General features: G+C 43.1%; 24 protein-coding genes and 1 pseudogene. 18 read left to right on the forward strand and 7 right to left on the reverse strand.

Translation table 11 applies throughout. The annotated features are described in order from the left end of the window. Window positions 1-170: 170 nt before the first annotated feature. The 4 genes from cas1 to V7K67_RS04180 all read left to right on the forward strand — a co-directional run bounded on the left by cas1 (window position 171) and on the right by V7K67_RS04180 (window position 2,352). Window positions 171-1,223: a CRISPR-associated endonuclease Cas1 gene (gene cas1, locus V7K67_RS04165; RefSeq protein ID WP_334730280.1), complete on the forward strand. Its 1,053-nt coding sequence runs from the start codon at window positions 171-173 to the stop codon at window positions 1,221-1,223. Beyond that, complete coding sequence (gene cas2 / locus V7K67_RS04170) at window positions 1,223-1,501, forward strand: CRISPR-associated endonuclease Cas2 (RefSeq protein WP_179069113.1); 279 nt, start codon at window positions 1,223-1,225, stop codon at window positions 1,499-1,501. The genes cas1 and cas2 overlap by 1 nt, the downstream gene beginning before the upstream one ends. Before the next feature lie 131 nt (window positions 1,502-1,632). After that, window positions 1,633-1,902 carry a hypothetical protein gene (locus V7K67_RS04175; protein WP_334730281.1) on the forward strand — a complete coding sequence of 90 codons (270 nt, stop codon included), beginning with the start codon at window positions 1,633-1,635 and terminating at the stop codon, window positions 1,900-1,902. Window positions 1,903-2,049: 147 nt separating this feature from the next. Continuing rightward, complete coding sequence (locus tag V7K67_RS04180; protein WP_334730282.1) at window positions 2,050-2,352, forward strand: hypothetical protein; 303 nt, start codon at window positions 2,050-2,052, stop codon at window positions 2,350-2,352. A gap of 285 nt (window positions 2,353-2,637) precedes the next feature. Here V7K67_RS04180 and V7K67_RS04185 read toward each other — a convergent pair whose 3' ends face one another. Then, window positions 2,638-3,978, reverse strand: a complete 1,341-nt coding sequence (locus V7K67_RS04185) for a DEAD/DEAH box helicase (protein WP_335165345.1) — start codon at window positions 3,976-3,978, stop codon at window positions 2,638-2,640. A 215-nt stretch (window positions 3,979-4,193) separates the two neighbouring features. On the opposite strand from V7K67_RS04185, the gene infC reads away from it, so the two are divergent. Then, window positions 4,194-4,706, forward strand: coding sequence for a translation initiation factor IF-3 (infC, locus tag V7K67_RS04190; RefSeq protein ID WP_334706550.1), 513 nt, complete (start codon window positions 4,194-4,196; stop codon window positions 4,704-4,706). A 134-nt stretch (window positions 4,707-4,840) separates the two neighbouring features. On the opposite strand, the gene V7K67_RS04195 is transcribed toward infC, so the two are convergent. Next, entirely contained in the window at window positions 4,841-5,458 is a 618-nt protein-coding gene (locus tag V7K67_RS04195) for a TetR/AcrR family transcriptional regulator (protein ID WP_334730283.1), read from the reverse strand. Window positions 5,459-5,578: 120 nt separating this feature from the next. Between V7K67_RS04195 and V7K67_RS04200 the strand changes: the two genes are divergently transcribed. The 4 genes from V7K67_RS04200 (at window position 5,579) to V7K67_RS04215 (ending at window position 9,684) form a co-directional block, all read left to right on the forward strand. Next, window positions 5,579-5,764 carry a hypothetical protein gene (locus V7K67_RS04200; RefSeq protein ID WP_335165348.1) on the forward strand — a complete coding sequence of 62 codons (186 nt, stop codon included), beginning with the start codon at window positions 5,579-5,581 and terminating at the stop codon, window positions 5,762-5,764. Between the two features lie 300 nt (window positions 5,765-6,064). Beyond that, complete coding sequence (locus V7K67_RS04205) at window positions 6,065-7,372, forward strand: ABC exporter membrane fusion protein (RefSeq protein WP_334730285.1); 1,308 nt, start codon at window positions 6,065-6,067, stop codon at window positions 7,370-7,372. A 97-nt stretch (window positions 7,373-7,469) separates the two neighbouring features. After that, window positions 7,470-8,645 (forward strand): ABC transporter permease DevC, encoded by a 1,176-nt coding sequence (gene devC, locus V7K67_RS04210; protein ID WP_335165350.1) that lies wholly within the window; start codon window positions 7,470-7,472, stop codon window positions 8,643-8,645. Window positions 8,646-8,979: 334 nt separating this feature from the next. Beyond that, entirely contained in the window at window positions 8,980-9,684 is a 705-nt protein-coding gene (locus tag V7K67_RS04215) for a DevA family ABC transporter ATP-binding protein (RefSeq protein WP_334706556.1), read from the forward strand. Window positions 9,685-9,786: 102 nt separating this feature from the next. Here V7K67_RS04215 and V7K67_RS04220 read toward each other — a convergent pair whose 3' ends face one another. Further along, complete coding sequence (locus V7K67_RS04220) at window positions 9,787-10,974, reverse strand: RNA-guided endonuclease InsQ/TnpB family protein (protein WP_335165352.1); 1,188 nt, start codon at window positions 10,972-10,974, stop codon at window positions 9,787-9,789. A 277-nt stretch (window positions 10,975-11,251) separates the two neighbouring features. Then, complete coding sequence (locus V7K67_RS04225; RefSeq protein WP_335165354.1) at window positions 11,252-11,872, reverse strand: hypothetical protein; 621 nt, start codon at window positions 11,870-11,872, stop codon at window positions 11,252-11,254. Window positions 11,873-12,583: 711 nt separating this feature from the next. On the opposite strand from V7K67_RS04225, the gene V7K67_RS04230 reads away from it, so the two are divergent. The 5 genes from V7K67_RS04230 to V7K67_RS04250 all read left to right on the forward strand — a co-directional run bounded on the left by V7K67_RS04230 (window position 12,584) and on the right by V7K67_RS04250 (window position 18,193). Then, window positions 12,584-13,780 carry an ABC exporter membrane fusion protein gene (locus V7K67_RS04230; protein WP_335165358.1) on the forward strand — a complete coding sequence of 399 codons (1,197 nt, stop codon included), beginning with the start codon at window positions 12,584-12,586 and terminating at the stop codon, window positions 13,778-13,780. Window positions 13,781-13,944: 164 nt separating this feature from the next. After that, window positions 13,945-15,117, forward strand: a complete 1,173-nt coding sequence (devC, locus tag V7K67_RS04235; RefSeq protein ID WP_334733940.1) for an ABC transporter permease DevC — start codon at window positions 13,945-13,947, stop codon at window positions 15,115-15,117. An 89-nt stretch (window positions 15,118-15,206) separates the two neighbouring features. Then, window positions 15,207-15,905, forward strand: coding sequence for a DevA family ABC transporter ATP-binding protein (locus tag V7K67_RS04240; protein WP_334733939.1), 699 nt, complete (start codon window positions 15,207-15,209; stop codon window positions 15,903-15,905). Between the two features lie 691 nt (window positions 15,906-16,596). Further along, complete coding sequence (locus V7K67_RS04245) at window positions 16,597-17,532, forward strand: M23 family metallopeptidase (RefSeq protein ID WP_334733938.1); 936 nt, start codon at window positions 16,597-16,599, stop codon at window positions 17,530-17,532. Window positions 17,533-17,653: 121 nt separating this feature from the next. Beyond that, entirely contained in the window at window positions 17,654-18,193 is a 540-nt protein-coding gene (locus tag V7K67_RS04250) for a late competence development ComFB family protein (protein WP_229546435.1), read from the forward strand. A gap of 144 nt (window positions 18,194-18,337) precedes the next feature. Here V7K67_RS04250 and V7K67_RS04255 read toward each other — a convergent pair whose 3' ends face one another. Then, window positions 18,338-18,958: a L,D-transpeptidase gene (locus V7K67_RS04255; RefSeq protein WP_442943748.1), complete on the reverse strand. Its 621-nt coding sequence runs from the start codon at window positions 18,956-18,958 to the stop codon at window positions 18,338-18,340. Window positions 18,959-19,648: 690 nt separating this feature from the next. Between V7K67_RS04255 and V7K67_RS04260 the strand changes: the two genes are divergently transcribed. Further along, window positions 19,649-19,801, forward strand: a complete 153-nt coding sequence (locus V7K67_RS04260; protein WP_179068052.1) for a hypothetical protein — start codon at window positions 19,649-19,651, stop codon at window positions 19,799-19,801. A 310-nt stretch (window positions 19,802-20,111) separates the two neighbouring features. On the opposite strand, the gene V7K67_RS04265 is transcribed toward V7K67_RS04260, so the two are convergent. Next, complete coding sequence (locus tag V7K67_RS04265) at window positions 20,112-20,255, reverse strand: hypothetical protein (protein WP_334706561.1); 144 nt, start codon at window positions 20,253-20,255, stop codon at window positions 20,112-20,114. A gap of 6 nt (window positions 20,256-20,261) precedes the next feature. On the opposite strand from V7K67_RS04265, the gene V7K67_RS34290 reads away from it, so the two are divergent. From V7K67_RS34290 to V7K67_RS04280, 3 genes are all read left to right on the forward strand, one after another. Then, window positions 20,262-20,444, forward strand: a complete 183-nt coding sequence (locus tag V7K67_RS34290) for a zinc ribbon domain-containing protein (RefSeq protein ID WP_442943749.1) — start codon at window positions 20,262-20,264, stop codon at window positions 20,442-20,444. Window positions 20,445-20,684: 240 nt separating this feature from the next. Further along, the gene (locus tag V7K67_RS04275; RefSeq protein WP_334706562.1) at window positions 20,685-21,341 is read left to right on the forward strand and encodes a sigma-70 family RNA polymerase sigma factor; all 657 of its coding nucleotides are present in this window, start codon (window positions 20,685-20,687) and stop codon (window positions 21,339-21,341) included. A gap of 157 nt (window positions 21,342-21,498) precedes the next feature. Further along, window positions 21,499-22,113: an anti-sigma factor family protein gene (locus V7K67_RS04280; protein WP_334706563.1), complete on the forward strand. Its 615-nt coding sequence runs from the start codon at window positions 21,499-21,501 to the stop codon at window positions 22,111-22,113. Between the two features lie 24 nt (window positions 22,114-22,137). On the opposite strand, the pseudogene V7K67_RS04285 reads toward V7K67_RS04280, so the two are convergent. Beyond that, window positions 22,138-22,577, reverse strand: a pseudogene (locus V7K67_RS04285) (gamma-glutamylcyclotransferase family protein). Window positions 22,578-22,768: the final 191 nt, after the last annotated feature.

Genomic DNA, 22,768 nt, shown 5'->3' on the forward strand with positions numbered 1-22,768 from the left:
GTAGATGCTGGTTTATCATAGTCTGCTTTTACACTTTTACACTCAACCGTATTATCTCGTACTCTTTTTCAAAAATCAAATAGGAGTCCTATATCAACCTGAGAAAATTGAAATATAGGTAAGGAAAGAAAACTTTCTGACCTACAACTAAACCTAGTTGGCTTCAATTTATGTCTACCATTTACATCACCGAACAGGACGTATCATTCCAAATTCAACACCATTATTTAAAGGTGTTTCATCAACAAAATCAACGGATCTGTACTCCAATTCGTAATCTCAGTCAGTTTATCATCTTTGGTAATATCAGTTTACCCAAAGAAGTCATTCAAATCGTTCATTCACATCAGATTCCCGTCTTATATCTAACCCAAACTGGTGAATATTTAGGACGGCTAGAAAATCCATCTCAACTACAAGCAAAATATCTTACCTATCAACGTAGACGCGCACGAGACATTGAATTTAACCGCGCTACAGCAGAAAGTATTATCTGGGCAAAATTGCACAACCAACATACTTTTCTGCAAAGTTGGACTCGCCACCACGCTAATGACACAACTCAACGCGCATTAAATTACTTGACGCTGTTGATGGACAACTTACCAATAGCACCAGGAATTGACGAACTGCACGAATACAGCGAAGAAGCTGATAATATTTATTACTGCGCTGTCGCTTCTCTACTCACCTTCTACAACGAATGTTCGCCTACAATTGCAAAGCGCATTAGCCAACTAATAAACCTGGGAAATCAACTGCTGCATCAATATATTTACACACTGCTGAACACCACAGGACTTAACCCCGACTATGCAATTTTACACCGCAATGGTAATCACGAACTGCCCTTAGCATGGGACTTTACCGCAGAATTTCGCGCACCTATTGTCGATGACTTGGTTTTAAATTTTGTCCGCAATTTGACTAACACCAATGGGAATGGGAATGGTAATGGTAATGGCAAAAGCCACTCACAGAAACTTCTGCAAAACTTTCTCCAATATTGGGAAGCAAAACTGCGAACTTTTGTACTGCATCCTTACGCTGGAGAAGTAAGTTATCGTCAATGTCTCGACTTACAGGTACGAGAATATCTTGCATCTTTACTGGGAGATGTAGAATTTTACCGTCCCCTAGCGTTAAAGTTCAAACCAGCACATTCAGACTTCATCAACACCATTGAACTGCAAACTGTTCCCCTAAAATTGGTGAAACGATGATGTTTTATTTAGTTTGCTACGACATCGTGAGCGATACCCGTCGCAATAAAGTGGCGAAACTTCTGGAAGCTTATGGTTTGCGGGTGCAAAAGTCGGTTTTCGAGTGCGTGTTGGATGAAAAGCAGTATGAAAACCTATCCAAATACCTCTTCCGACTCGTTAACAAACGCGAAGACCAAGTTAGATTCTACCCCATGACTGCACACAATCGTTGCAAGGTCGCAGTATTGGGAACGCAACCTGAGTTTGTAGTAGATGACGCTGCGTTTATAGTTTAGATCACGCAACATCTGACAAAGTATTACCCACACAAGTTATCACAAAATGAACGCTTGGAAAAAAGCACGCGCTCCACCTGTGCAAAAATCTCTGCGCTTTCGGTCAAGTTTGGACATTCGGAAACTTTTGAATGCACATTCAAGCTGTCAAATTCCGTTTGATTTTCGCTGCAAAAGCCCAAAAACAACTTGATTCATTATCCCCAAAAGACCGCAAGCAATACGATAAAGCTTTTGAATGTTTCGCTAATAATGGGGCTACATATCCTAGCTTAAGAACCCATCGGTATCGTTGCAAAGATGGCGAGCTCTGGAGTTCTTCTGCATCAATGGCGAAACGGTTTTACTGGCGTTATATGGAGGATATGACCATCATTATTACCTATTTAGATTCGCACTAATCAAGGTCAGAATTCAGGAGTCAGGAGAACATTTGATTAATGAATATATCAATTATACTAGACTCCTGATAAATTCTGACTTTTGACAATTCCTTGAAGTTGCTGTTTGTAAGTGCCTTTTGTCTGGCAAATTTTAACTTGTTTATTATGTCTAATATTCGTCGAATCACCACACGCGAACGACATCTGATTTTACTCTATAGCAATTGGGAGTTGAGCATGACACCAACACAATTTTATGCTAAATGGGCTGTAAGTTATGAACTAATTGCCTTAATATGTTCCCGTTCAGATTCAACAGTTCGAGGCTGGTTTAGAAATGGTTCTAATCGACGCTATCCTACGCATAATGATTTACTCCATCTGGCTTTGATGGATTTTTTTCTCGAACATTTCGAGGAGATTCCCGAACAGGTTTTGGACTGGTTGCACCTTAATAATCTTGAGTGATATAGCAGTCCTAAATCATTTGTGAACAACAAGATCCCCGACTTCGTAAAAGTTGTTGGCGATCTGAAACCCACTGATTTTCATAAATCAAAGTTTCACAACTTAAGTAATTTGTCAATAGCATCTTGCTCTGTCTTAGCAAATACTCATAGCCTACGGTAATGATAGTCATTTCAAAGCTGAATTTTTTGGGTATTTTAGAGCATTTTTAAGGTTGTATGAAAAATTCAAAACCTTTCTCTTGTTAACAAGAGAAAGGTTTTCCACTTGAACAGCTAAAGAAAATTAGTGATCGCGTTTAGCAGAACGGCGCGATGCAGACGAACGAGGGCTAGGTTTATCGCCATTGGTGGCAGGTGGTGCGGCTTTACGTTTAGCTGATGTCTGTGGCGACAGTTTAGCAGTACGAGCCGGACGCTTGTCACCTCCGGGCTTTGGTCTGTGTTGCCGTCCATTGGGGATTGCTTCTGGCTCAATGTCGAGGTTGGGACCAAAGCCAGCGACTACTTCCCTTGGCAAGCGCTGCTCGATCAGTTTTTCGATATCTTTCAATAGAGGGTATTCATCGACGCAAACCAGGGATACGGCTTCACCTGATGCGCCAGCGCGACCGGTGCGGCCAATGCGATGTACATAATCTTCGGGTACATTGGGTAGATCGAAGTTAACTACATGGGGCAGTTCGCTGATGTCAAGACCTCTAGCAGCAATGTCCGTTGCTACCAGTACTTGCAAGCTGCCATTTTTGAACTTTGCCAAAGCGTTGGTACGCACAGGCTGGCTCTTATTGCCGTGGATTGCTAATGCTTGAATGCGGTCTTCGCCCAACTGCTTCACCAAACGGTCAGCACCATATTTAGTGCGAGTGAAGACTAACACTTGATACCAATTATCTCGCCGAATTAGATGAGCAAGTAATTGACGTTTCTTGTCACGGTCTACCTGATAAATCTTCTGTGCGATCGTTTCGGCGGTAACGTTGCGGCGTGCTACCTCAATCATTTTTGGGTTATTGAGCAGTCCGGCGGCCAGTGCCTTAATTTTGTCTGAGAAAGTAGCGAAGAATAGCAAATTTTGTCGCTGTTTGGGCAGAAGTGAGAGGATGCGGCGGATATCATGAATAAAGCCCATATCCAACATCCGATCGGCTTCATCTAGCACCAAAACCTCAATCTGCGATAGGTTCAGTGTACCCTGCTGTACGTGGTCTAGCAGTCGCCCTGGAGTAGCGACCAAAATATCCACTCGACCCCTCAAACGCTGTTTTTGCAGATTAATACCGACTCCGCCAAAAATCACCATTGAGTTGAGATTTAAGTACTTGCCGTACTCGCGCACGCTTTCTTCCACTTGTGCCGCGAGTTCGCGAGTTGGTGTGAGAATCAACGCCCGGATTGGTGGGTATCCATTAGACGTACCTTTGCTTTTGTTAGAAGACAACCGATGCAAGAGCGGCAGGGTAAAACTAGCAGTCTTGCCAGTGCCAGTTTGTGCCCCAGCTAACAAATCGCTACCCGACAATACAGCAGGAATCGCCTGCATCTGGATTGGGGTGGGTTCCGTGTACCCTCGTTCGGTAACGGCACGGATAATTTCATTGGACAAGCCGAGATGAGAAAAAGACATAAGACTCCAAAAATAACATCGGCCTGTCGCCAATGATGGCGTCAGTCTTAGGCGGACGGATAAAAATTATTGAAAAGCTGGATGGGCATTAGCGCAAAGACTGAGAGCGAGTGCCGCAGTATTTAATTCTAACAGATTGCCGTCCATTGTGTTGTTAAAGTTGCTCTGATTCAGTGTTGTGTTAAATTGGCATTACCTGCTTATAAAGCAAAGTATTGAACAAATGGGAGAAATTCATTATCGCAATCCAAAAGCAACTGATTAATTCACAAATCAAGTCACCTAGCGTCTTCTTGATTGACCATGAAAATAACAATCGTGGTCTGATCGATACCAATGAGGCGCTACAGCTAGCCGAAAGCTTAGAGCTTGACTTAGTTGTAGTTTCTCAAGGCAAAGATGCTCCGATCGCGAAGATTCTCAACTATGGGAAGCTTCAGTATCAAAAGAAAAAACGTCAGAGCCAGAGTGCTAGACCCACGGTTAAGGAAGTTCGGTTTGGGCTAAACGTGGGTATAGCTGATTACAATTTACGCATTCAGAAAGCAGTTGAGTGGTTGAGTAAAGGCGATTCTGTGAAATTTGCCATCCGTTTACGAGGCCGAGAACATCAATATCGCGATCAAGCGGGAGAACTGCTAGACCGAATTGCAAACGATCTCAGTCAAGTAGGTAAAATCCAGTCGTTGGATAAACGCGCACTAATTGTTCAAGTTATTCCTGCTTAGTTAATCTGGCGATCGCTAGAGGATGTATTGTGGCAGCTTGTAAGGAACGAAAAAAGCCGGAGACAATACTGTTGTTACTCAAGGTAAATTTAACTTTCCGACCAAACAAGCGCCACGCGCCGGGATATAACCAATCAATCGGCGTATTTAGTGATTAGGTGTGTCAAGGCATCAATCAAGCGATCGCTTTCCATTGGTATAATATCTTTCCCATGCATGACATCTTGAGTCACATGAAAATTAACTAATGTACCTAAAAAAATCCTCGCCGTTGCCTCTGGGTCAGTAATATTCAGTTCTGGGTGAACAACCAAATATTGAGCGATCGTTTCCAGCATTGGTTTAATCATCGCCCTTACGCAAATCTGAGTTAATTCCGGAAAACGACCCGATTCTCCAATTAACACTCGCATAAATGCACAGTGTTCATGGTCGTTATTCATCTGTTCTAATAATTTGCTTCCTAATTGGCGCAGGACGATTTTTGGTTCTCCCTCCATCGGTTCCGTGTCAAAGAGAGAGTTAAAATTCTGATGTGCTAAGGACTCTATCAGTACTTTAAAAAGTCCTTCTTTATCTTGAAAGTGGCTGTAGACTGTCGCTTTAGAAACACCCGCAGCTACCGCTACCCGATCCATACTTGTACCAGCATAGCCATTTTGCAGGAACTCCTGCATTGCCCCTTGCAGAATTTGCTCTACTTTATCAACAGAATTATCTCGAGCAACTTCGTCAGCTTTAATGCGTACCATTTATTAATTATCCTCTCTTATAAACAATTTTAATAGATGCGGCAATTTACCTTACGTCATTAATCCAGTTGTGACAAGCATTCTGGTGTATAACTCAACGCAAACTTATTGAAAAAGGGATTGGGTATTGGGGACTGGGGACTGGGGACTGGGGACTGGGGACTGGGTATTGGGGATTGGGTATTGGGGACTGGGTATTGGGTACTGGGTATTGGGGACTGGGTATTGGGTATTGGGTACTGGGTATTGGGGACTGGGTACTGGGTATTGGGTACTGGGTATTGGGTACTGGGTGTTGAATATTAACTTTTAATTCCTAGTTCCCAGTCCCCAGTCCCAGTCCCTAGTCCCAATACCCAGTACCCAGTCCCCAGTCCCAGTCCCTAGTCCCAGTCCCTAGTCCCAGTACCTAGTCCCAGTCCCCAGTCCCCAGTCCCTAGTCCCCAGTCCCTAGTCCCAATACCCAGTCCCCAGTCCCCAGTCCTGGCGTGACCCGTTAAATTGAGAATTTTACCTTGGCGCTCTTGACTAAACTACTCAGTTTAGTTTAGCATGGATTGAACTGAACAGTTTAGTACAAGTTACTAATGGGGAAAGGTGAACACGATGGTGCAGAACTGGAAATTAGAGGATTTAAAGTCTCCCCAAAATCTTTTGCGATCGCCCACCACACTAGCAATAATTGCATCACTAGCAATAGGTGGAGCTAGTGTTTATACTGTGCTAAAGTTTCAGGCTACCGCTAATGAAAAGCAAATAGCGCCAATAGCTGTTCAGCCAGTAGTAAAAACAGTCACAGCTTTGGGACGCTTAGAACCAAAAGGAGAAGTTATAAAACTGTCTGCAACTTCTTCAACTGAGGGAAGTTTGCTTCAGAAGCTATTGGTAAAAGAAGGCGATCGCGTCAAGGTTGGGCAGGTAATTGCAGTTATGGACAGTCGCGATCGCTTGCAAGCAAGTTTAGTGGAAGCCCAAAAACAAGTTCAAGTTGCCCAATCCAACCTTAACAAAGTAAAAGCGGGAGCAAAGCAGGGAGAAATTGGAGCCAAAGAAGCTGCTGTAAGCCGTCTGCAAGTTGAATTAGAGGGAAATATCAAAACCCAGCAAGCCACAATTGATCGCCTAGAAGCAGATTTGCAAGGACAACGGCAGAGTTTACAAGCAACAGTGGATCGCGTCGCCGCCGAAAAGCGGAACGCTCAAGTAGAAGTGCAACGCTACGAAGCTTTATATAAAGAAGGGGCAATTTCCAGTCAGCAAGCCGATCAAAAACGCCTGAGTGCAGAAACTTCTACTCAGCAGGTAATTGAAAACCAAGCCAATAAGACAAGAACTGTCGCGACTTTAGAACAGCAGATTAAAGAAGCCAAAGCGAACCGTAACCAAACCCTCGCTAGCTTGCAACAGCAGATTAACGAAGCTAAAGCCACCCTTAACCAAACGGCTGAAGTCCGTCCTACAGATATTGCCAACGCCCAAGCAGAGGTAGACAGCGCTCAAGCGACTGTGGCAAAAATTAGAGCGCAACTTAATCAGGCTTATGTCCGCGCCCCCGAAGCGGGACAAATTCTGAAAATTAATACACGAGCTGGAGAAACCGTTTCTAATGATGGAATTGTAGAACTCGGTCGAACCGACCAGATGTATGCAGTCGCAGAAGTTTACCAAAGTGATATTAACAAAGTGCGATCGGGGCAACGGGTAAAGGTAATCAGCGATTCCCTTCCTGGAGAATTACAGGGAACCGTCGATTGGATGGGGATGCAGGTACAGCGCCAAAATCTCGTCAACAGCGATCCCTCTAGCAATATTGACGGCAGAGTAGTGGAAGTTCATGTGCGATTAGATCAGGCTTCTAGCGCCAAAGCTGCCAAGTTTACCAATCTACAAGTAAAGGCAGTGATTGAACTATGAAGGGCATGGGGCATTGGGCATTGGGCATTGGTTATTTCTCCCCCATCTCCCCCATCTCCCTCATCTCCCTCATCTCCCTAATCTCCACATCCTATCTATGATGAAATTAATCGAACCATTGCGGCAGCGAACCCCTCTGGGATGGCTGCAACTGAGTCACGAAAAAAGCCGTCTGTTGGTGGCATTGGGAGGTATTGCTTTCGCTGATGTTCTTATGTTCATGCAGCTAGGGTTTCAGACCGCCTTGTTTGAAAGTAATACTAAGCTGCACAAAAGTATACAGGCTGACATTTTGCTAGTTAGCCCTCAAGCCCGTAACTTGTTAAATGCCTCCACCTTTACGCGGCGGCGACTGTATCAGGCAATGGATGTACAAGGGGTGAAGTCAGCAGAACCAATGTATGTCAACATTGTCGATTGGAAGAATCCGAAAACACGCCAAAAGACATCTGTGCTAGTTATCGGGATCAATCCTGAAAAGCCAGCCTTTGACTTACCGGATATCAACAGCCAGATAGATCGAGTGAAGCTACCAGATACCCTGCTGTTCGATCGCGCCTCTAGAGGAGATTATCAAGAAGCGATCGCTCAAGTTGATCGAGGCAAACCTGTTACAACTGAAATTGACCGCCGGACGATTACCATTAGCGGCTTATTTTCAATCGGCGCTTCCTTTGCCGCTGATGGCAACCTGATTACCAGCGACCAGAATTTCTTGCGGCTATTTCCGAAGCGAGAAGCAAGTAGTGTCAGTTTAGGGTTGGTTCAACTAGAACCAGGTTATGACGCAAAACAGGTAAAGGCAACTTTAGAATCTCATTTAGATGATGATGTTAAAGTTTTTACCAAAGCAGAATTTATCGAATTTGAAACAGATTATTGGAAAAAAAATACAGCCATCGGGTTTATCTTCAGCCTGGGTGTAGGAATGGGATTTATGGTAGGCGTGATTATCGTCTATCAAGTTCTTTCTACAGATGTGAATTCCCATATCAAAGAATACGCCACTTTCAAGGCAATGGGATATAACAATCTTTATTTATTAGGTGTGGTGTTTGAAGAGGCGATTATTTTGGCAATTTTGGGCTTTATCCCAGGAGCGATCGCACCTTTAGGACTTTATGCTTTAACTCGCAATGCCACCAATTTACCACTTTACATGACCGTAGCACGTGCCTCCACAGTGCTAATCCTAACAATGATTATGTGTATAATTTCGGGTGCGATCGCTACTCGGAAATTACAATCTGCTGACCCCGCAGATATGTTTTAAAAATTGTCATTAGTCATTAGTCATTAGTCCTTTGTAATTAAGTAAGTCGGTGAGAAAAATTCAATGTATATGAAGAAATATAAATTAGCTGTAGGGTGTGTTATGCCTTATAGCAACGCACCTGAGATTGTTGACGGTGCGGCGCTTGGCGACAACACGCCCTACATTAAAATTCCTTAACATAGCTGGAAATATTAGCACCAACTTACTTAGGACTTACGGAGACTCTAGGAATTATTCTCTACGACAGCGAAATTAGCCATTTTGGCGTAAGTCTTGGTAATAACAAATGACTAAGAACAAATGACAATCATCAGGAATAATCGAGCTATTTATGACTAGTCAACCCGTAATCTCTGTTAAAAATCTTGACCACTATTTTGGTAATGGTCAACTTCGTAAGCAAGTTCTCTTTGATATCAATCTGGATATTAACGCTGGCGAAATTATTATTATGACTGGGCCTTCTGGTTCTGGTAAAACTACACTTCTCACCTTATCAGGCGGCTTACGTTCTGCCCAATCCGGTAGTTTGCAGATATTGGGACAAGAACTTTGTGGCGCTAGTACAGCACAACTTACCCAAGTGCGACGCAATAATGGTTATATTTTCCAAGCGCACAACTTGCACGGTAGCCTGACAGTACTCCAGAACGTCAGAATGGGCTTGGAAGTGCATAATAATATTTCGCCGGCAGAAATGAAAACCCGGTCAGCCCAAATGTTAGAGGAGGTAGGATTAGGGCATCGCCTGAATTATTATCCTGATGATTTATCTGGGGGACAAAAACAAAGAGTTGCGATCGCTCGTGCTTTAGTTGGTCGTCCTAAAATTGTTTTAGCGGATGAACCTACCGCCGCCCTTGACAGTAAATCGGGACGAGATGTGGTCAACCTCATGCAAAAATTAGCTAAAGAGCAAGACTGTACCATTCTTTTGGTTACTCATGACAACCGCATTCTAGATATTGCTGATCGCATCGTCTATATGGAAGATGGCAAGCTAGTAAATGACCGCGCTGTTGTTGCAGCATCTTAAGCAGATTCTTTTTAGCTAATTCAGGTTTTCTTAACTGAACTGTATAGATTTTTGACACTCTCAGGGCTGAAGCCACTGAGATTCTTTAATCAAAGACGTTGCTTACTCAGGCAGGATTACTCCAACCTGGATAGAGGCATCATCTCCTAAAGCGTTGTTTGCGTCTAGCGCAAAGGTTCCGGTATGCCCTACCGTACCCAATCCCCGACTAAGGATGTTTCTAGCTGCGTTTTCATCCCTGTCCATTACACAACCACATTTACAAACATGGGTTCGAGTGGATAGTGTTTTCTTAACAACTTCACCGCAACTAGAGCATTCTTGACTCGTGTATTGTGGATTAACTGCTACTGTCACCCGTTTAAATACAAGTCCGAAGTACTCAATCCAAACACGAAACTGATACCAAGATGCGTCATTAATGGACTTGGCTAAACAATGATTTTTCGCCATATTTTTAATCCTCAAATCTTCATAAGCTATCAAGTCGTTAGACTGAACTACGCACCGTGCTAATTTCACAGCATGGTCTTTACGTTGCCTACTTATTTTGAGGTGGCGTTTTCCTAAAAAAGTCTTAGCCTTACCCCGATTCTTTGAACCTTTTACTCTTCTAGAAACACGACGCCCTTGACGCTTGAGAACTTTTTCACTCCTTAGAAGAAACTTAGGGTTATCAACCATTATCCCATCAGAATCGGTGTAATATTCCTTCAATCCAACGTCTAACCCTACCGTTTTACCAGTAGGTTCTATATCCTCAGAACGGTCTACATCAATGCAAAACTGAGCATACACACCATCCGCACGTTTTACCAACCTTACCCGTTTTATTTGATTAATTTGGTAGAAGTGCAGGTCACCAGTACCTTTGAGTTTTAATCGACCAATACCTTTTTTGTCGCTAAAGGTTATAGATTTACGATTATCTGCAAGCTTCCATCCTGATGTTTTGTACTCAACAGAACGACAGTCTTTTTGGAATTGAGGATACCCCTTTAAACCCGGAATACCCTTCTTACAGTTGTCATAAAACCGAGAAATAGAAGACCATGCCCGTTCAGCAGAGGCTTGACGAGCCATTGAATTGAGTTCGTTAGCAAATGGAAATTGTGCCGCAAGTACAGCACAGTATTTGTTGAGGGCATATTTATCAATCTTGTCCTCAATATAAGCATCCATCCATAGCCGAATACAGCTATTACGAATGAACTTTGCAGTCCGAATTGCATCATCTATTGCTGTTAACTGCACTGACTTTCCGTAAGCTTTAAACTCAAAAACAAGCATTTCTCTTACCTCCCATCTTATAATACCACGTCTGGCATAAGATAAGTCTCAGAAAGATGACTGTGACTAAAGTCACACGAGTCGCTTATATCTCAGGGCTAAAGCCACTGAGTTTTACGCTTACCGGCTGTTCCTATAAATAGGACTTACGCAAAGATAACGAAAAACGTAGACGCGGAGAGGCTTGCCGCAGGCTACCACAGAGGACGCAGAGGCCACGGAGGAATGAGAGTTTGAGAGGGTTTTTGCGTAAGTCCTAATAAACTTGCGATTATTATTATAATGATGCTTTTAGTAAAGCAGATTGAAATGGTTGCAACAGAATACCGATAATTTTATCAACATCATTAATATAGTACTCAACTATATCAATGTATGCTGTTAGTTCTTCCAACATTAAAAATCGCCAGTTGGTTCCACTAGTGACAACTCCATAGATTGTCTTAATTTCTTGTTGAGCATTTTGATTGAATAATTGGGCAGCTATCATAGTGGCAATACATTGTCCTAAACCACTTTTGATATTTTCATTCTTAGCCTCAATAATTGTAAGTACAGGCGCTTTAATGTAAAACTGTTCTTCAGAACCACAGAGAATAAAATCACAAAATCCATTCAATCCTTTACTACTATCTACATCCAAATCTGTTCCAGAAAACAGTGATATTTGATAATTTAGCTGTCGTCTAACTTCGGTAAGAACTGGCATAATTAGCAATTCTGAACGGGCTTTTTCAGTATTGATAGCAGTTGCTAGTTGAGTATATTCTTCTAAGAGCGTTGTTAAGGTGGTGGAAGGTTGAATAGGCGGCACATCTTTGAATAGATTGCGCTTTTCCTCAATTACAAGTTGAAATGTTTCTCGAACTTTCGCAAGTGTGAAATCACTGTATGCCATCTGCAATATCCTCAATTATTTACAACTTATACCAATTCTCTAAAATCCAGCAACAAATCCAAACGGGGCAACAAAACGGACGCTTTTTTCCTCTCCCAAGGGGAGACGCCAAGGGCGAACGCACTATGTGTCTCGTAAAAAATATTTAATATTCTCATAAATAAATTTAGTTGCTCTCAGACCCCTTCTGAGCAGTAGAGGTATTTTCTTCCCCCCCTGCTTCTCTTCTTCCCCTGCCTCCCCTGCTCTCTCCGGTGAGAAGGACTTGTGTGTACACCGTAGGTAAGCGAGGAGGGGAATATGATGTACCTAATATGATTGGTAAACGCTATAATCATCAAAATTTGATATAAATTTCCACCGATCGTAATTACACCAAATATTTTTTGTTATTTACTTAATTTGATTATGATTGTTGGCGCTGTTACAACCCGGAATTTTAAAACCGTTTACTATACCTGAGTACTTTCATAAAACAAAAGTAGTTTGCTAAAAATATAAACCTCATAATTTGGTAGAGATGTTCGTTGTTATCCGAGCCAGCTAAATCACTTTATCTAAGTAAAATCTCAACAATTTCCAAATTATTTTATGGACTTGGAAGTGATAAATCAACAATAACTGACTCAAGAAGTAGGAATTAGCAAACAAGTACGGAGAAAAGCCTAATTTGTTCTTTTTTCTGCGCCACTAGTTAAGAGGTAATCTATGGTGCGAAACTCAAAGCTAGGGTACAAAATGTTCCCTAAGTCTATTCTGCGTCCATCCGTTGCTATAGGTATAATTGCATCTTTATTGGTTGGCGGAATAAGTTTTTATATAGTAAAACGCTGGCAAAATTATGCAAATCCAGAGGCACAAGCGCCAGCAACACAGTTGCCACAGTTAACAACGGTAACGGCTTTAGGGCGAATCGAACCACAGGGAAAGGTAATTAAACTCTCTGCTGCGGCGTCTGCTGAAGGAAGTCGGGTAGAAAAGTTGTTAGTGAAGGAGGGAGATAGGGTAAAGGCGGGACAAATAATTGCAATTTTGAACAGCCGCGATCGCCTCCAAGCAGCTTTAAAAGAGGCGCAGGAACAGGTAAAAGTAGCCCAGGCCAACCTGAACCGCACTAAAGCAGGTGCTAAACGCGGTGAAATTGCTGCCCAAAAAGCTGCGATCGCTCGCCTAGAAGCCCAACGCCAAGGTGATATTAATGCCCAAGCCGTGACAATTGAGCGATTTCAAGCCGAAGTACGTAACGCCCAAGCAGAAGACGAACGTTATCAGCAACTATATCAACAAGGCGCAATTTCCGCTTCTCAACGGGATAGTAAGCGTTTAAACTTGGAAACCGCCCAAAAAAGCTTGCAAGAAGCCCAAGCACATTTAAATCGTACTCAATCAACTAGTCAACAACAGGTCAAAGAAGCTACAGCAACACTCGATGAAATCGCTGAAGTGCGCGGAGTGGATGTAGAAGCTGCCCAAGCAGAAATTAATCGTGCCATAGCAGCTATGGATCTGGCAAAAGTCAATCTTGAACAGGCCCAGGTGCGATCGCCCCAAAACGGACAGGTATTTGAGATCCATACCCATCCTGGGGAATTAGTCTCAAATGATGGCATTGCAGATATCGGACAAACTAACCAGATGTATGTCATAGCCGAAGTCTACGAAAGTGATATCGGCAAAGTACATTCAGGGCAGCAAGTGCGAATAATTGGTGATTTCCTCCCTATTGAATTGCAGGGAATCGTAGATCGCAAAGGCTTGCAAGTGCGACGGCAGAATGTCATTAACACAGATCCCGTCAGCAATATCGACAACAGAGTAGTAGAAGTCCATATCCGACTAGATGAAGCCTCCAGCCGAAAAGCTGCCACCTTAACCAATATGCAAGTTAAGGCAGTAATTGAATTATGAAAAGGGGATTGGGGACTGGTTACTGGGTACTGGGGACTGGGGACTGGGTACTGGGGACTGGGAGATTCTGAAGTCGATGAACAAGTCCCCAGTCCCTAATCCCTAATCCCTAATCCCTAATCCCCAGTCCCTAATCCCTAATCCCCAGTCCCTAATCCCTAATTATGAGATTGATCAAACAACTGCGACGGCGAACCCCTCTAGGATGGCTGCAACTGAATCATGAAAAAAGCCGTCTTTTTGTAGCATTATCAGGCATTGCCTTTGCGGATCTTCTCATGTTCATGCAGCTAGGCTTTCAGACTGCGCTGTATGACAGTAACACCAGACTGCATCGCAGTTTGCAAGCAGACATTGTTTTAACTAGTCCCCAAGCCCGTAACTTGCCAAGCTTGTCTACATTTTCTCGTCGGCGACTTTACCAAGCAATGGATATACCAGGGGTGAAGTCGGCCCAAGCAATGTATTTCAACAACACAATCTGGAAGAATCCCCAAACGCATCGGGAGACGGGGGTGTTAGTTATCGGTTTTAACCCAGATAAGCCAGCTTTTGATTTACCCGATGTTAACCAGCAATTGCAAGCAATCAAATTACCCGATACCGTCTTGTTTGATCGTGGTGCAAGAGGAGATTATCAAAAAGCGATCGCTCAAATTGAACAAGGTAAAACCCTGACTACCGAAATAGAACGGCGTACCATTACCATTAGTGGCTTATTTCAAGTCGGGGCTTCCTTTGGTTCTGATGGCAACCTGATTACCAGCGATCAGAACTTTTTGCGGCTATTTTCTGGGCGACAGTCCAACAGTGTTAGTTTAGGTTTGATTGTTCTTAAACCAGGCTATGACCCGAAAAAAGTGGCAGCAATGCTCAAAGCCTACCTCAGAAATGATGTCAAAGTATTAACCCACGCCGAATTTATTGAATTTGAAAATAATTTCTGGAGAACAAATTCCCCAATTGGGTTTATTTTTAGCCTGGGTGTATCGATGGGATTTGTGGTAGGCGTGATTATTGTCTATCAAGTCCTCTCCACCGATGTTAATGCCCACATTCGGGAATATGCCACCTTTAAAGCAATGGGATATCGCAATTATTACCTGCTAGGTGTAGTGCTTGAAGAATCGTTAATCTTAGCAACACTGGGCTTCTTCCCCGGATTGGGAGTGTCTTTAGCACTTTACCAATTGACTCGCATGGCTACAAATTTGCCCATGTACATGACTGCGATTCGGGCATTGCAGGTATTAGTGCTGACTATACTTATGTGTACCATTTCTGGTGCGATCGCCACCCGCAAACTCCAAGCCACCGACCCCGCTGATATGTTTTAAATTTGTCATTCGTCATTGGTCATTGGTCATTTGCAATTGGACTTTGGACAAATGACCAATGACGATCGTCACGAGTAATCGATCTATTTATGACTAGTCAATCCATCATCTCCATCCAGAATCTCGACCACCACTTTGGTCACGGCCCACTCCGTAAGCAAGTTCTATCTAACATCAACTTAGAGATTAACGCCGGTGAAATTATTATCATGACCGGGCCCTCTGGTTCGGGAAAGACTACCTTGCTGACATTAGTGGGTAGCTTGCGTTCTACTCAATCTGGTAGTTTGCGGGTGTTGGGACGAGAACTTTGTGGCGCAAGTGCTGAACAACTAGTGCAGGCGCGACAGCGTAACGGTTATATTTTCCAAGCACATAACTTACATGGTAGTTTAACGGCACTCCAAAACGTCAAAATGGCTTTGGAATTGCACAAACATCTTGGGTCAAAAAAGATACTAACTAGGTCAGCCCAGATGTTAGAGCAGGTAGGATTAGGAAATCATTTGCATTACTATCCTGATAAACTATCTGGGGGACAAAAACAACGAGTAGCGATCGCTCGTGCTTTAGTCAGTCATCCTCAAATAATCCTTGCGGATGAACCCACCGCCGCCCTTGACAGTCAATCGGGACGAGATGTAGTTAATCTCATGCAAAAACTGGCAAAAGAACAAGGCTGTACCATCTTAATGGTTACTCATGACAACCGCATCCTAGACATTGCCGATCGCATTGTTGATATGGAAGATGGCAAACTCAAGTCAAAAGTAACACTATCAACCTAAAGTTGATTACCGTATTCCATCAGTCAGAGTCGATTTATAAAGTAAATCTTAAGTGTGGGATGGCAGACTAAATTTGTGCATTAAAATTGTTGTGGTTTTTTGGGCGTTAAAGCGCTACTAAGAGCAAATATTAATATATTTACATTCTTGAATCTAGTTTAATTTATCCTCGTCAATTTACTTAGTTTAAGTAATTTCCCCATACCGATTTCAACTGAACAATGTGATATTAGTGTCCAGTTGAAAAAGTGTCCAGTTGATTCCAAGATTTTCTTCAAGTATTATTTATGTAATGACTGTAACCACAACGGGTTTCCTTTGTTGCTTAACAAGTGACACATATAACAAGCCATGAGAGCATTTTTGCCATCAATTTAGTTAAATTTTATGCTCATTCTCAATGTCATACACCTTGGTTATTAGAGTTAAGACCAATTCACTAAAATTACAGATAAAATGATTAGCCCTTGCAATACATAAGTATCTGGAGAATTTCCGAAAATTTATGGTTGTCAACAACATCGGCTTCAAGCAGGAAACACTGGCGATTATAAGCTAGTACAAGAAGGCAAAAGTAAAAAGAAAGAATGCTTATTTTGTAAGCTTTCTGGCTATTTTGAATGGGTGGTTTATTAACGCCGTGCTGTACTAGTCTATTTTCCAACACAAGCAAGGGATTTTTTGTAGTTCTATGATTATTGAGAATAGCGCTAGTAGTTCAAACAAAAAGTTGCCCGGTTTTGATGTCATAACTCTGACAACCAATCGTCGTGCAATAAATGTGTTCAAGGTAATATTTGCTGTTCTCCCGATCGCTTTGGCATTGCCTGTAGATGCCTTACAAGTAAAGGTGACTCCAACTAATCCGAAATTAGGGGATACACTTTCAGTGGAGATTAGTCTAGATAATCCAGAGAATGGTACAAATCCAACAGTAGCTAGTGGCAAGAATACATACCCAGCCTTTGAAATTGCACCCAATCAGTATCGGGCTTTTGTTCCGACAACTCCATTAGAAACAGCTGGAAATAGAACACTTCGGATTGCGGGAGATGGTCAAGTACAAAACTTGGCTGTGAATGTGCTTAATCGCAAATTCCCCGTACAACGCATTACTTTGCCACCTGGCAAAGCCGGAGTGGATGCTACAGAATATGAACTGAAGCGCGTGGCAGCTTTTAAAGCGCTACAAACACCAGAAAAGTATTGGAATGGAGTATTCCTGAAGCCAAACGCAGGGCGAATGAGTACAAACTATGGTGTACGTCGCTACTATAATGGTACATTTGCAAAGGACTACTATCATCGTGGTCTTGACTACGCTGGTGCTGCCGGCTCACCAGTAATTGCCCCAGCCGCTGGGCGAGTTGCTTTGGTAGGTAGGGTATCCCAAGGGTTTCGGATACACGGTAACGTAGTTGGCATTGACCACGGTCAAGGAGTAACCAGTATTTTCATGCACCTAAGTCGTATTAACGTTAAAGAAGGTGATTTTGTAAAAGCTGGTCAGCTAATCGGTGCAGTCGGTTCAACGGGTGCTGCTACAGGGCCACATCTACACTGGGGTTTGTATGTCAACGGACAGTCTGTTGATCCAACACCTTGGCGAACTAAAGTCGTTAACTAGTAGAGGCGGAATTAATCGCGTCTGTGCATAATTTGTATATTTTTTGCTGATAATTAAGCAAAACAAATTGAATTGATACCGTCCCTACCTTGCTTGGCTAACATAAATGATGATAAGCATTATGAGCATCGAAAAAATTGTAGAACAAGCTCTCCAGGATGGTTATTTGACACCAGCAATGGAAGCAGAAGTCGGTAGAATCTGTGACAACGCCTCGGAACTCTCAATTGAAGAGTATATGGCGCTGGATCGGCTGATGGGTGCGCTATTGACTGGTGAGGTAGTGGCGGTACCTCGCAAACAATTTATTAACGTTATGGAAGAATTGGTACTGACTGAAGCGATCGCACGAGTCGCAGAAATTGAAGCCACGAGCGAAAGTTCTCTAGATGTCGGAGATATTGCTGCTTACGCTCTCAATCGGCTACCACCTTTATATGCTACTACAGAAGAAGGTGCTAACTTCCAGCGCCAAACGGCTCAGGCACAACTCCAAGACTTAATTTCTCAGCAAGTAAGTGAGGCAATTAACCGTTACCTCGATCGACCCAATTTCTTCCCAGAACGGCAAGCTTTGGGTAAAAACACTGGCAATGAGGTTGTACGCCAAGTTAGTGCTTTACTACAGGCTTATGCACCTAACTTTGAGCAAAAATTATAATTCTAAGAGTCATTGGTCATTAGTCATTAGACATCTGGTGAAAATGAATGTAGAGACGTAGCACTGCTACGTCTCTACAAGGACTCTGGATAACGCATATTTAATTTCTGGAGAGCCCGCCCTTTAGGGCTGGGGTTAGCTTACTTAATCACGTACTACGACTGTTGTCCCTATAGTTACTTGCTCATACAACAATCGAACATCAGCATTACGCATTCTTAAGCAGCCGTGGGATACAGCCGTTCCTACTAGGTCAATGTCTGGCGTACCATGAAAGCCAATTTCATTCCGTCCATCTGACCAAAAACCAATCCATCTGTCTCCTAAGGGACTATCCGTACCAGCCTGAAATACTTTGCCCGTAATTGGGTGACGCCAAATTGGATAGTGCCGCATGTGGATCACCTGGAAAGAACCTGTAGGCGTTTCCCAACCTTTCTTACCCACAGCAATAGGGTAGCTGGCTATCACTTCATCTCCTACGTATACATAAGTGCGGCGATCGCTTAAATCAACCACCACTTGCGTCTTAGTATTTGCCAACCGATTAGATGGTATTTGTTGGGCTGAAGCCTGAGACCATAGACTTTTCGGCCAGCTGTCCGCAACTGGATTTTGTCTTTCTACTTGCACCACTAGCCGCGTCTGAGTTGGTAGTTCAGTTGCTTTAGCGACATTATTCTTAATAATTTTGGGCTGAGTTTGAGGCTTAATATTAGAAGACTTGAGTGTAGAAATCCCCCCAGCTACATTCTTCTTAATTATTTTTGACTTGGTTTGAGACTTATTAGCAGAATACTTGAGTGTAGAAGCCCTACGAGTAGTTTCTTTCGCTACATTCTTCTTAATTATTTTTGATTTAGTTTGAGGCTTAATAGCAGAGGACTTTGGTGTAAACGTCCTCTGGGCAGTTGAGCCTTGGGTCGCTTCATCAGCTGGCACAGATGCACCCAACGCAATTTCCCCTAAACTAACCTGGGAAAGATTTTTATAGACTCCCTCTGGCCGGCTTCCCTTAAGATTGGTTTGGATAGAATCTCGCCGCATCGAAGTAGATGCAGACTTTTCAGCCTGCCGTTCCGCCGTAGTAATGCGCCAATGGACAGCTAAGGATAAAAATGCTGTGCCAAAACAAAGCAGCATTACTATACGCCCTACAGATTCGTTTCTTACCATTGCCATCGCCTATTGTTTATCCCTGACATATTCAGCCTAGTAATTGGGTGAGTTCATCATCCGAACATCAAAAATTTATCAATACTTATCATTTCTGCTATAAATCTGCCAACACCTCTGGGCACACTAAGACTATGCGAATTGTTCCAGCGGCAAAACTCTAGGTGAGCAACCTCATTCCTCAGAAGTTCTGCGGGTCGTAAGCCTTTAATAGGACTTTCTGGTAGAACTTTTGAAATGTAGCAATCAATCATTAATGGTGTAGGTGAAAGAAAAACCATGTTTGAAAAACTATTGCTAGCAGTCACAATTACATTTTCCCTCAATTTCTTTTTTCAAGTTCGCGTACCAGAGCAACATAACTCTAGTACTGCCTACGGGCCACAACCAGAACAATCAGTAACTATTCTGGTAACTAAATCAAAAAATTAAATCACCATCCTAGCAACTACAGCAACCCAACTTCCAGAAATTATCGCCTGAATTTTAAAAGTATCAAGAAGCTATAATTACAAAATTTTATCTTTATCCTTATAACCAGATTTAATTATTTTTATCAAGCGTATATACCCAGTTGCTAAAAGTATCAAAGTGTGCATACAATTAGACTTTTCTTTTGTTAGCAAAAACTGCCGCGACCAAAGGGAACAAGGGTTTGAGTTGAGCCAGTCTCCAAATATCTGCTACAGTTCTCCTGCAAGATGCTCGATAGCGGAGCGTCTGACTCCCTACCGCTACGCTATCAGTGTATATCTGTTGCAAGAGCAACTTCCCCCGCCTTGAAAGTGCTGAGTGCTGTTAGTGGATAGCTAAGGTTGAGCCAGTGCTGAGTAAAAATCCCAGTCCCTAGAACATTTTCATGCAAGGCTTTTGAAACTCGTTTCATCAGAACATCAGAGAGTGGGATTGCCCAAAATGTGGTACACATCACGATAGGGATGTTAACGCTGCTAAGAACATTTTGGCTGCGGGACTCGCAGTTTCAGCGCCAGTCACTCATGGGGGAAACCCCCATCGCCCTTGGCGTCTCCCCTTGGGAGAAGACCGCGCTGGCTTGTCTGTGGAGCGAACATAAGACCTGATGGGCAATCACCTATTGGGCAGTTGCGAAAAACCCGTAAGGGAAAGAAACAGAAACCTAAGTCGTGAGTCTTAGGAATCCCCGTTCGTTTACGACGGGGAAGATGTCAATGCTATAAATGTATCCAAAATTGTATGCTTCAGTGTTCCAGTAATAAATCCGTCACCTGAGTATGGAACTTCTGTCCCATTAGCAGGTCTAATAGATAGGGATGATTTAGAGCCAGTACGATCTATGAGTCAATCGATTACTGTATCCTGGTCAACGGTTGATGCAAAGTATCCAGAAGCATCAGTGCAAGTTGACAAACTCCCTAACCACGATTTAATTTTGCGCTGTCAAGCCGGACTGCGACCAGATCGTGCTGCCTTTGCAGAACTATTACGCCGCTATCAAAGTCAAGTTGATCGAGTTCTATACCACCTGGCTCCAGATTGGGCTGACAGAGCCGATTTGGCTCAAGAAGTTTGGATTCGAGTGTATCGGAATATTAACCGATTACAAGAGCCTGCTAAATTTCGGGGCTGGTTAAGCCGTATTGCCACCAACTTGTTTTACGACGAGTTACGGAAACGCAAGCGGGTGATGAGTCCTTTGTCACTGGATGCTCCTCGTTCGTTAGAGGATGGCGAGATGGATTGGGAAATCGCTGGTGATACTCCCGGCCCTGAGGAAGAACTGACAACTAGAGAATTTTACGAGCAATTGCGGGAAGCGATCGCGGATTTACCGGAAGTTTTTCGTACTACCATCGTCCTGAGAGAAATCGAAGGTATGGCTTATGAAGAAATTGCCGAAATCACTGGAGTTTCTTTAGGAACTGTGAAGTCAAGAATAGCCAGAGCTAGAACGAGATTGCAAGCTCACTTGCAGAATTATCTAGACTCTTAATTTACAGTATCTTGCCTCTGCCCAATGGCAGAATTTAAGCATAGATTAAGAATTACCATAAAGACGTAGATCGCTTCTGCCTTTAGGATGAAAATTGGCTAATTTTCCCAAAATTCCCGCCCAGTTTACCTGTGTATGAATTGGTAATAATGTTAAGATGACTACTGATTCTCAGTTTTACGACCGTTCTCCTTTGCAACTTCCTCAAAATTTGTCAGATGGAATGGCCAATCATACCAATGAATCAACGGGTCTTATGGATATGGTGAAGCGCGATCGCTTCGAGTTATTGAGTGCTTATCTCGATGGTGAAGTCACAGCCACCGAACGCAAGCAAGTAGAAGAATGGCTGGCAAATGATGCCTCAGTTCAATGCTTGTATGCCCGACTGTTAAAACTGCGCCAAGGCTTGCGGACGCTCCCAGTGCCCACAGCCCAACAGTCACCAGAAGTAACAGTTCAGCAAGTATTGACACGTTTGCACCGCCGCTCCCGTCTAAACTGGATGGTGGGAGGTGCTGCCGTTGCTGCTTGTGCGATCGGCTTAGTATCTGGCTTAGTCGGTGGTGGTTCGAGAGTGCCGCAACTGGCACAACGACCAGAAACAGAACCGATACAAACCTCCTCAGCGTCTATAGTTCCCCCTTCACCGCTGATGGTGGGACTAAATAACCCGGTAATTGAAATTCCGAAAGCAGCAGTAGCCTCACCAGAAAAATCAATTCACCAGGTACAGCCGCAACGCCACGACCCCAAACAAGACATAAATTAATCGCAAAGTTTACAGTTCAAAACTCTACTCTAGGGTTAAACCACAGCCGCTCCACCAGCCGTCAGGTTGGAGGAAGCCTCCTAATTGCTCAACTTGCTCTAGAGTCATTAAATAAACCCAAGCCCAACTATAAGAGAGTGACTGTGGCTCATAAACCTCGATAATTTGCCGATTATAGAGGTTTTCTGGCGTTTGTCTATGGGGCTGGTAATCTTCCAGCACATCTAACTCATTCAAAATCTTTGGGTTGGACAAAGAAAGTAAATATCCGTAAACTTTGCTATCACCTAGCGTCATCGCTGGGTAGCCCATTGGCAGAGCAAATAATTTGCCTTGTACAAAAGCTTTTTTTACCGAGCTATCTTGCCAGCACAGTATCTTTTATAGTTAGCTTCACCTGGTTTGAGCGTGCCGTAGACAAAAACCCGCACCAAATCAGAAAGTTTTATATTTGATTCAACCATCAGCTACTTTTACATATACTTAGATTTTTTCAGGAATCAAATAGGATTCCTATAGTTAAACAATTAAGTACTACTCTTGCCCTTATTCCTGTCTAGCTTCTCTTGAATAGCTTCTCTACAAAACTCAGGAGGGTTATCTTGTTGCTGCACTTCCTCTTTCATTGTCTTAGTCATGCGTATATTCATTTTCT

Source organism: Nostoc sp. (assembly GCF_036917155.1).
Lineage (GTDB): Bacteria > Cyanobacteriota > Cyanobacteriia > Cyanobacteriales > Nostocaceae > Nostoc.

Coding starts and splice junctions, on each gene's coding strand:
- V7K67_RS04220 (WP_335165352.1), bottom strand. CDS start 10,974: ATGCTTGTTTTTGAGTTTAAAGCTTACGGAAAGTCAGTGCAGTTAACA.
- V7K67_RS04240 (WP_334733939.1), top strand. CDS start 15,207: ATGACTAGTCAATCCATCATCTCCATCCAGAATCTCGACCACCACTTT.
- V7K67_RS04195 (WP_334730283.1), bottom strand. CDS start 5,458: ATGGTACGCATTAAAGCTGACGAAGTTGCTCGAGATAATTCTGTTGAT.
- V7K67_RS04260 (WP_179068052.1), top strand. CDS start 19,649: ATGTTTGAAAAACTATTGCTAGCAGTCACAATTACATTTTCCCTCAAT.
- V7K67_RS04205 (WP_334730285.1), top strand. CDS start 6,065: ATGGTGCAGAACTGGAAATTAGAGGATTTAAAGTCTCCCCAAAATCTT.
- devC (WP_335165350.1), top strand. CDS start 7,470: ATGATGAAATTAATCGAACCATTGCGGCAGCGAACCCCTCTGGGATGG.
- V7K67_RS04185 (WP_335165345.1), bottom strand. CDS start 3,978: ATGTCTTTTTCTCATCTCGGCTTGTCCAATGAAATTATCCGTGCCGTT.
- V7K67_RS04275 (WP_334706562.1), top strand. CDS start 20,685: ATGAGTCAATCGATTACTGTATCCTGGTCAACGGTTGATGCAAAGTAT.
- cas1 (WP_334730280.1), top strand. CDS start 171: ATGTCTACCATTTACATCACCGAACAGGACGTATCATTCCAAATTCAA.
- V7K67_RS04280 (WP_334706563.1), top strand. CDS start 21,499: ATGACTACTGATTCTCAGTTTTACGACCGTTCTCCTTTGCAACTTCCT.
- V7K67_RS04180 (WP_334730282.1), top strand. CDS start 2,050: ATGTCTAATATTCGTCGAATCACCACACGCGAACGACATCTGATTTTA.
- V7K67_RS04215 (WP_334706556.1), top strand. CDS start 8,980: ATGACTAGTCAACCCGTAATCTCTGTTAAAAATCTTGACCACTATTTT.
- V7K67_RS04225 (WP_335165354.1), bottom strand. CDS start 11,872: ATGGCATACAGTGATTTCACACTTGCGAAAGTTCGAGAAACATTTCAA.
- V7K67_RS04175 (WP_334730281.1), top strand. CDS start 1,633: ATGCACATTCAAGCTGTCAAATTCCGTTTGATTTTCGCTGCAAAAGCC.
- devC (WP_334733940.1), top strand. CDS start 13,945: ATGAGATTGATCAAACAACTGCGACGGCGAACCCCTCTAGGATGGCTG.
- V7K67_RS04245 (WP_334733938.1), top strand. CDS start 16,597: ATGATTATTGAGAATAGCGCTAGTAGTTCAAACAAAAAGTTGCCCGGT.
- V7K67_RS04265 (WP_334706561.1), bottom strand. CDS start 20,255: ATGAAACGAGTTTCAAAAGCCTTGCATGAAAATGTTCTAGGGACTGGG.
- cas2 (WP_179069113.1), top strand. CDS start 1,223: ATGTTTTATTTAGTTTGCTACGACATCGTGAGCGATACCCGTCGCAAT.
- V7K67_RS04250 (WP_229546435.1), top strand. CDS start 17,654: ATGAGCATCGAAAAAATTGTAGAACAAGCTCTCCAGGATGGTTATTTG.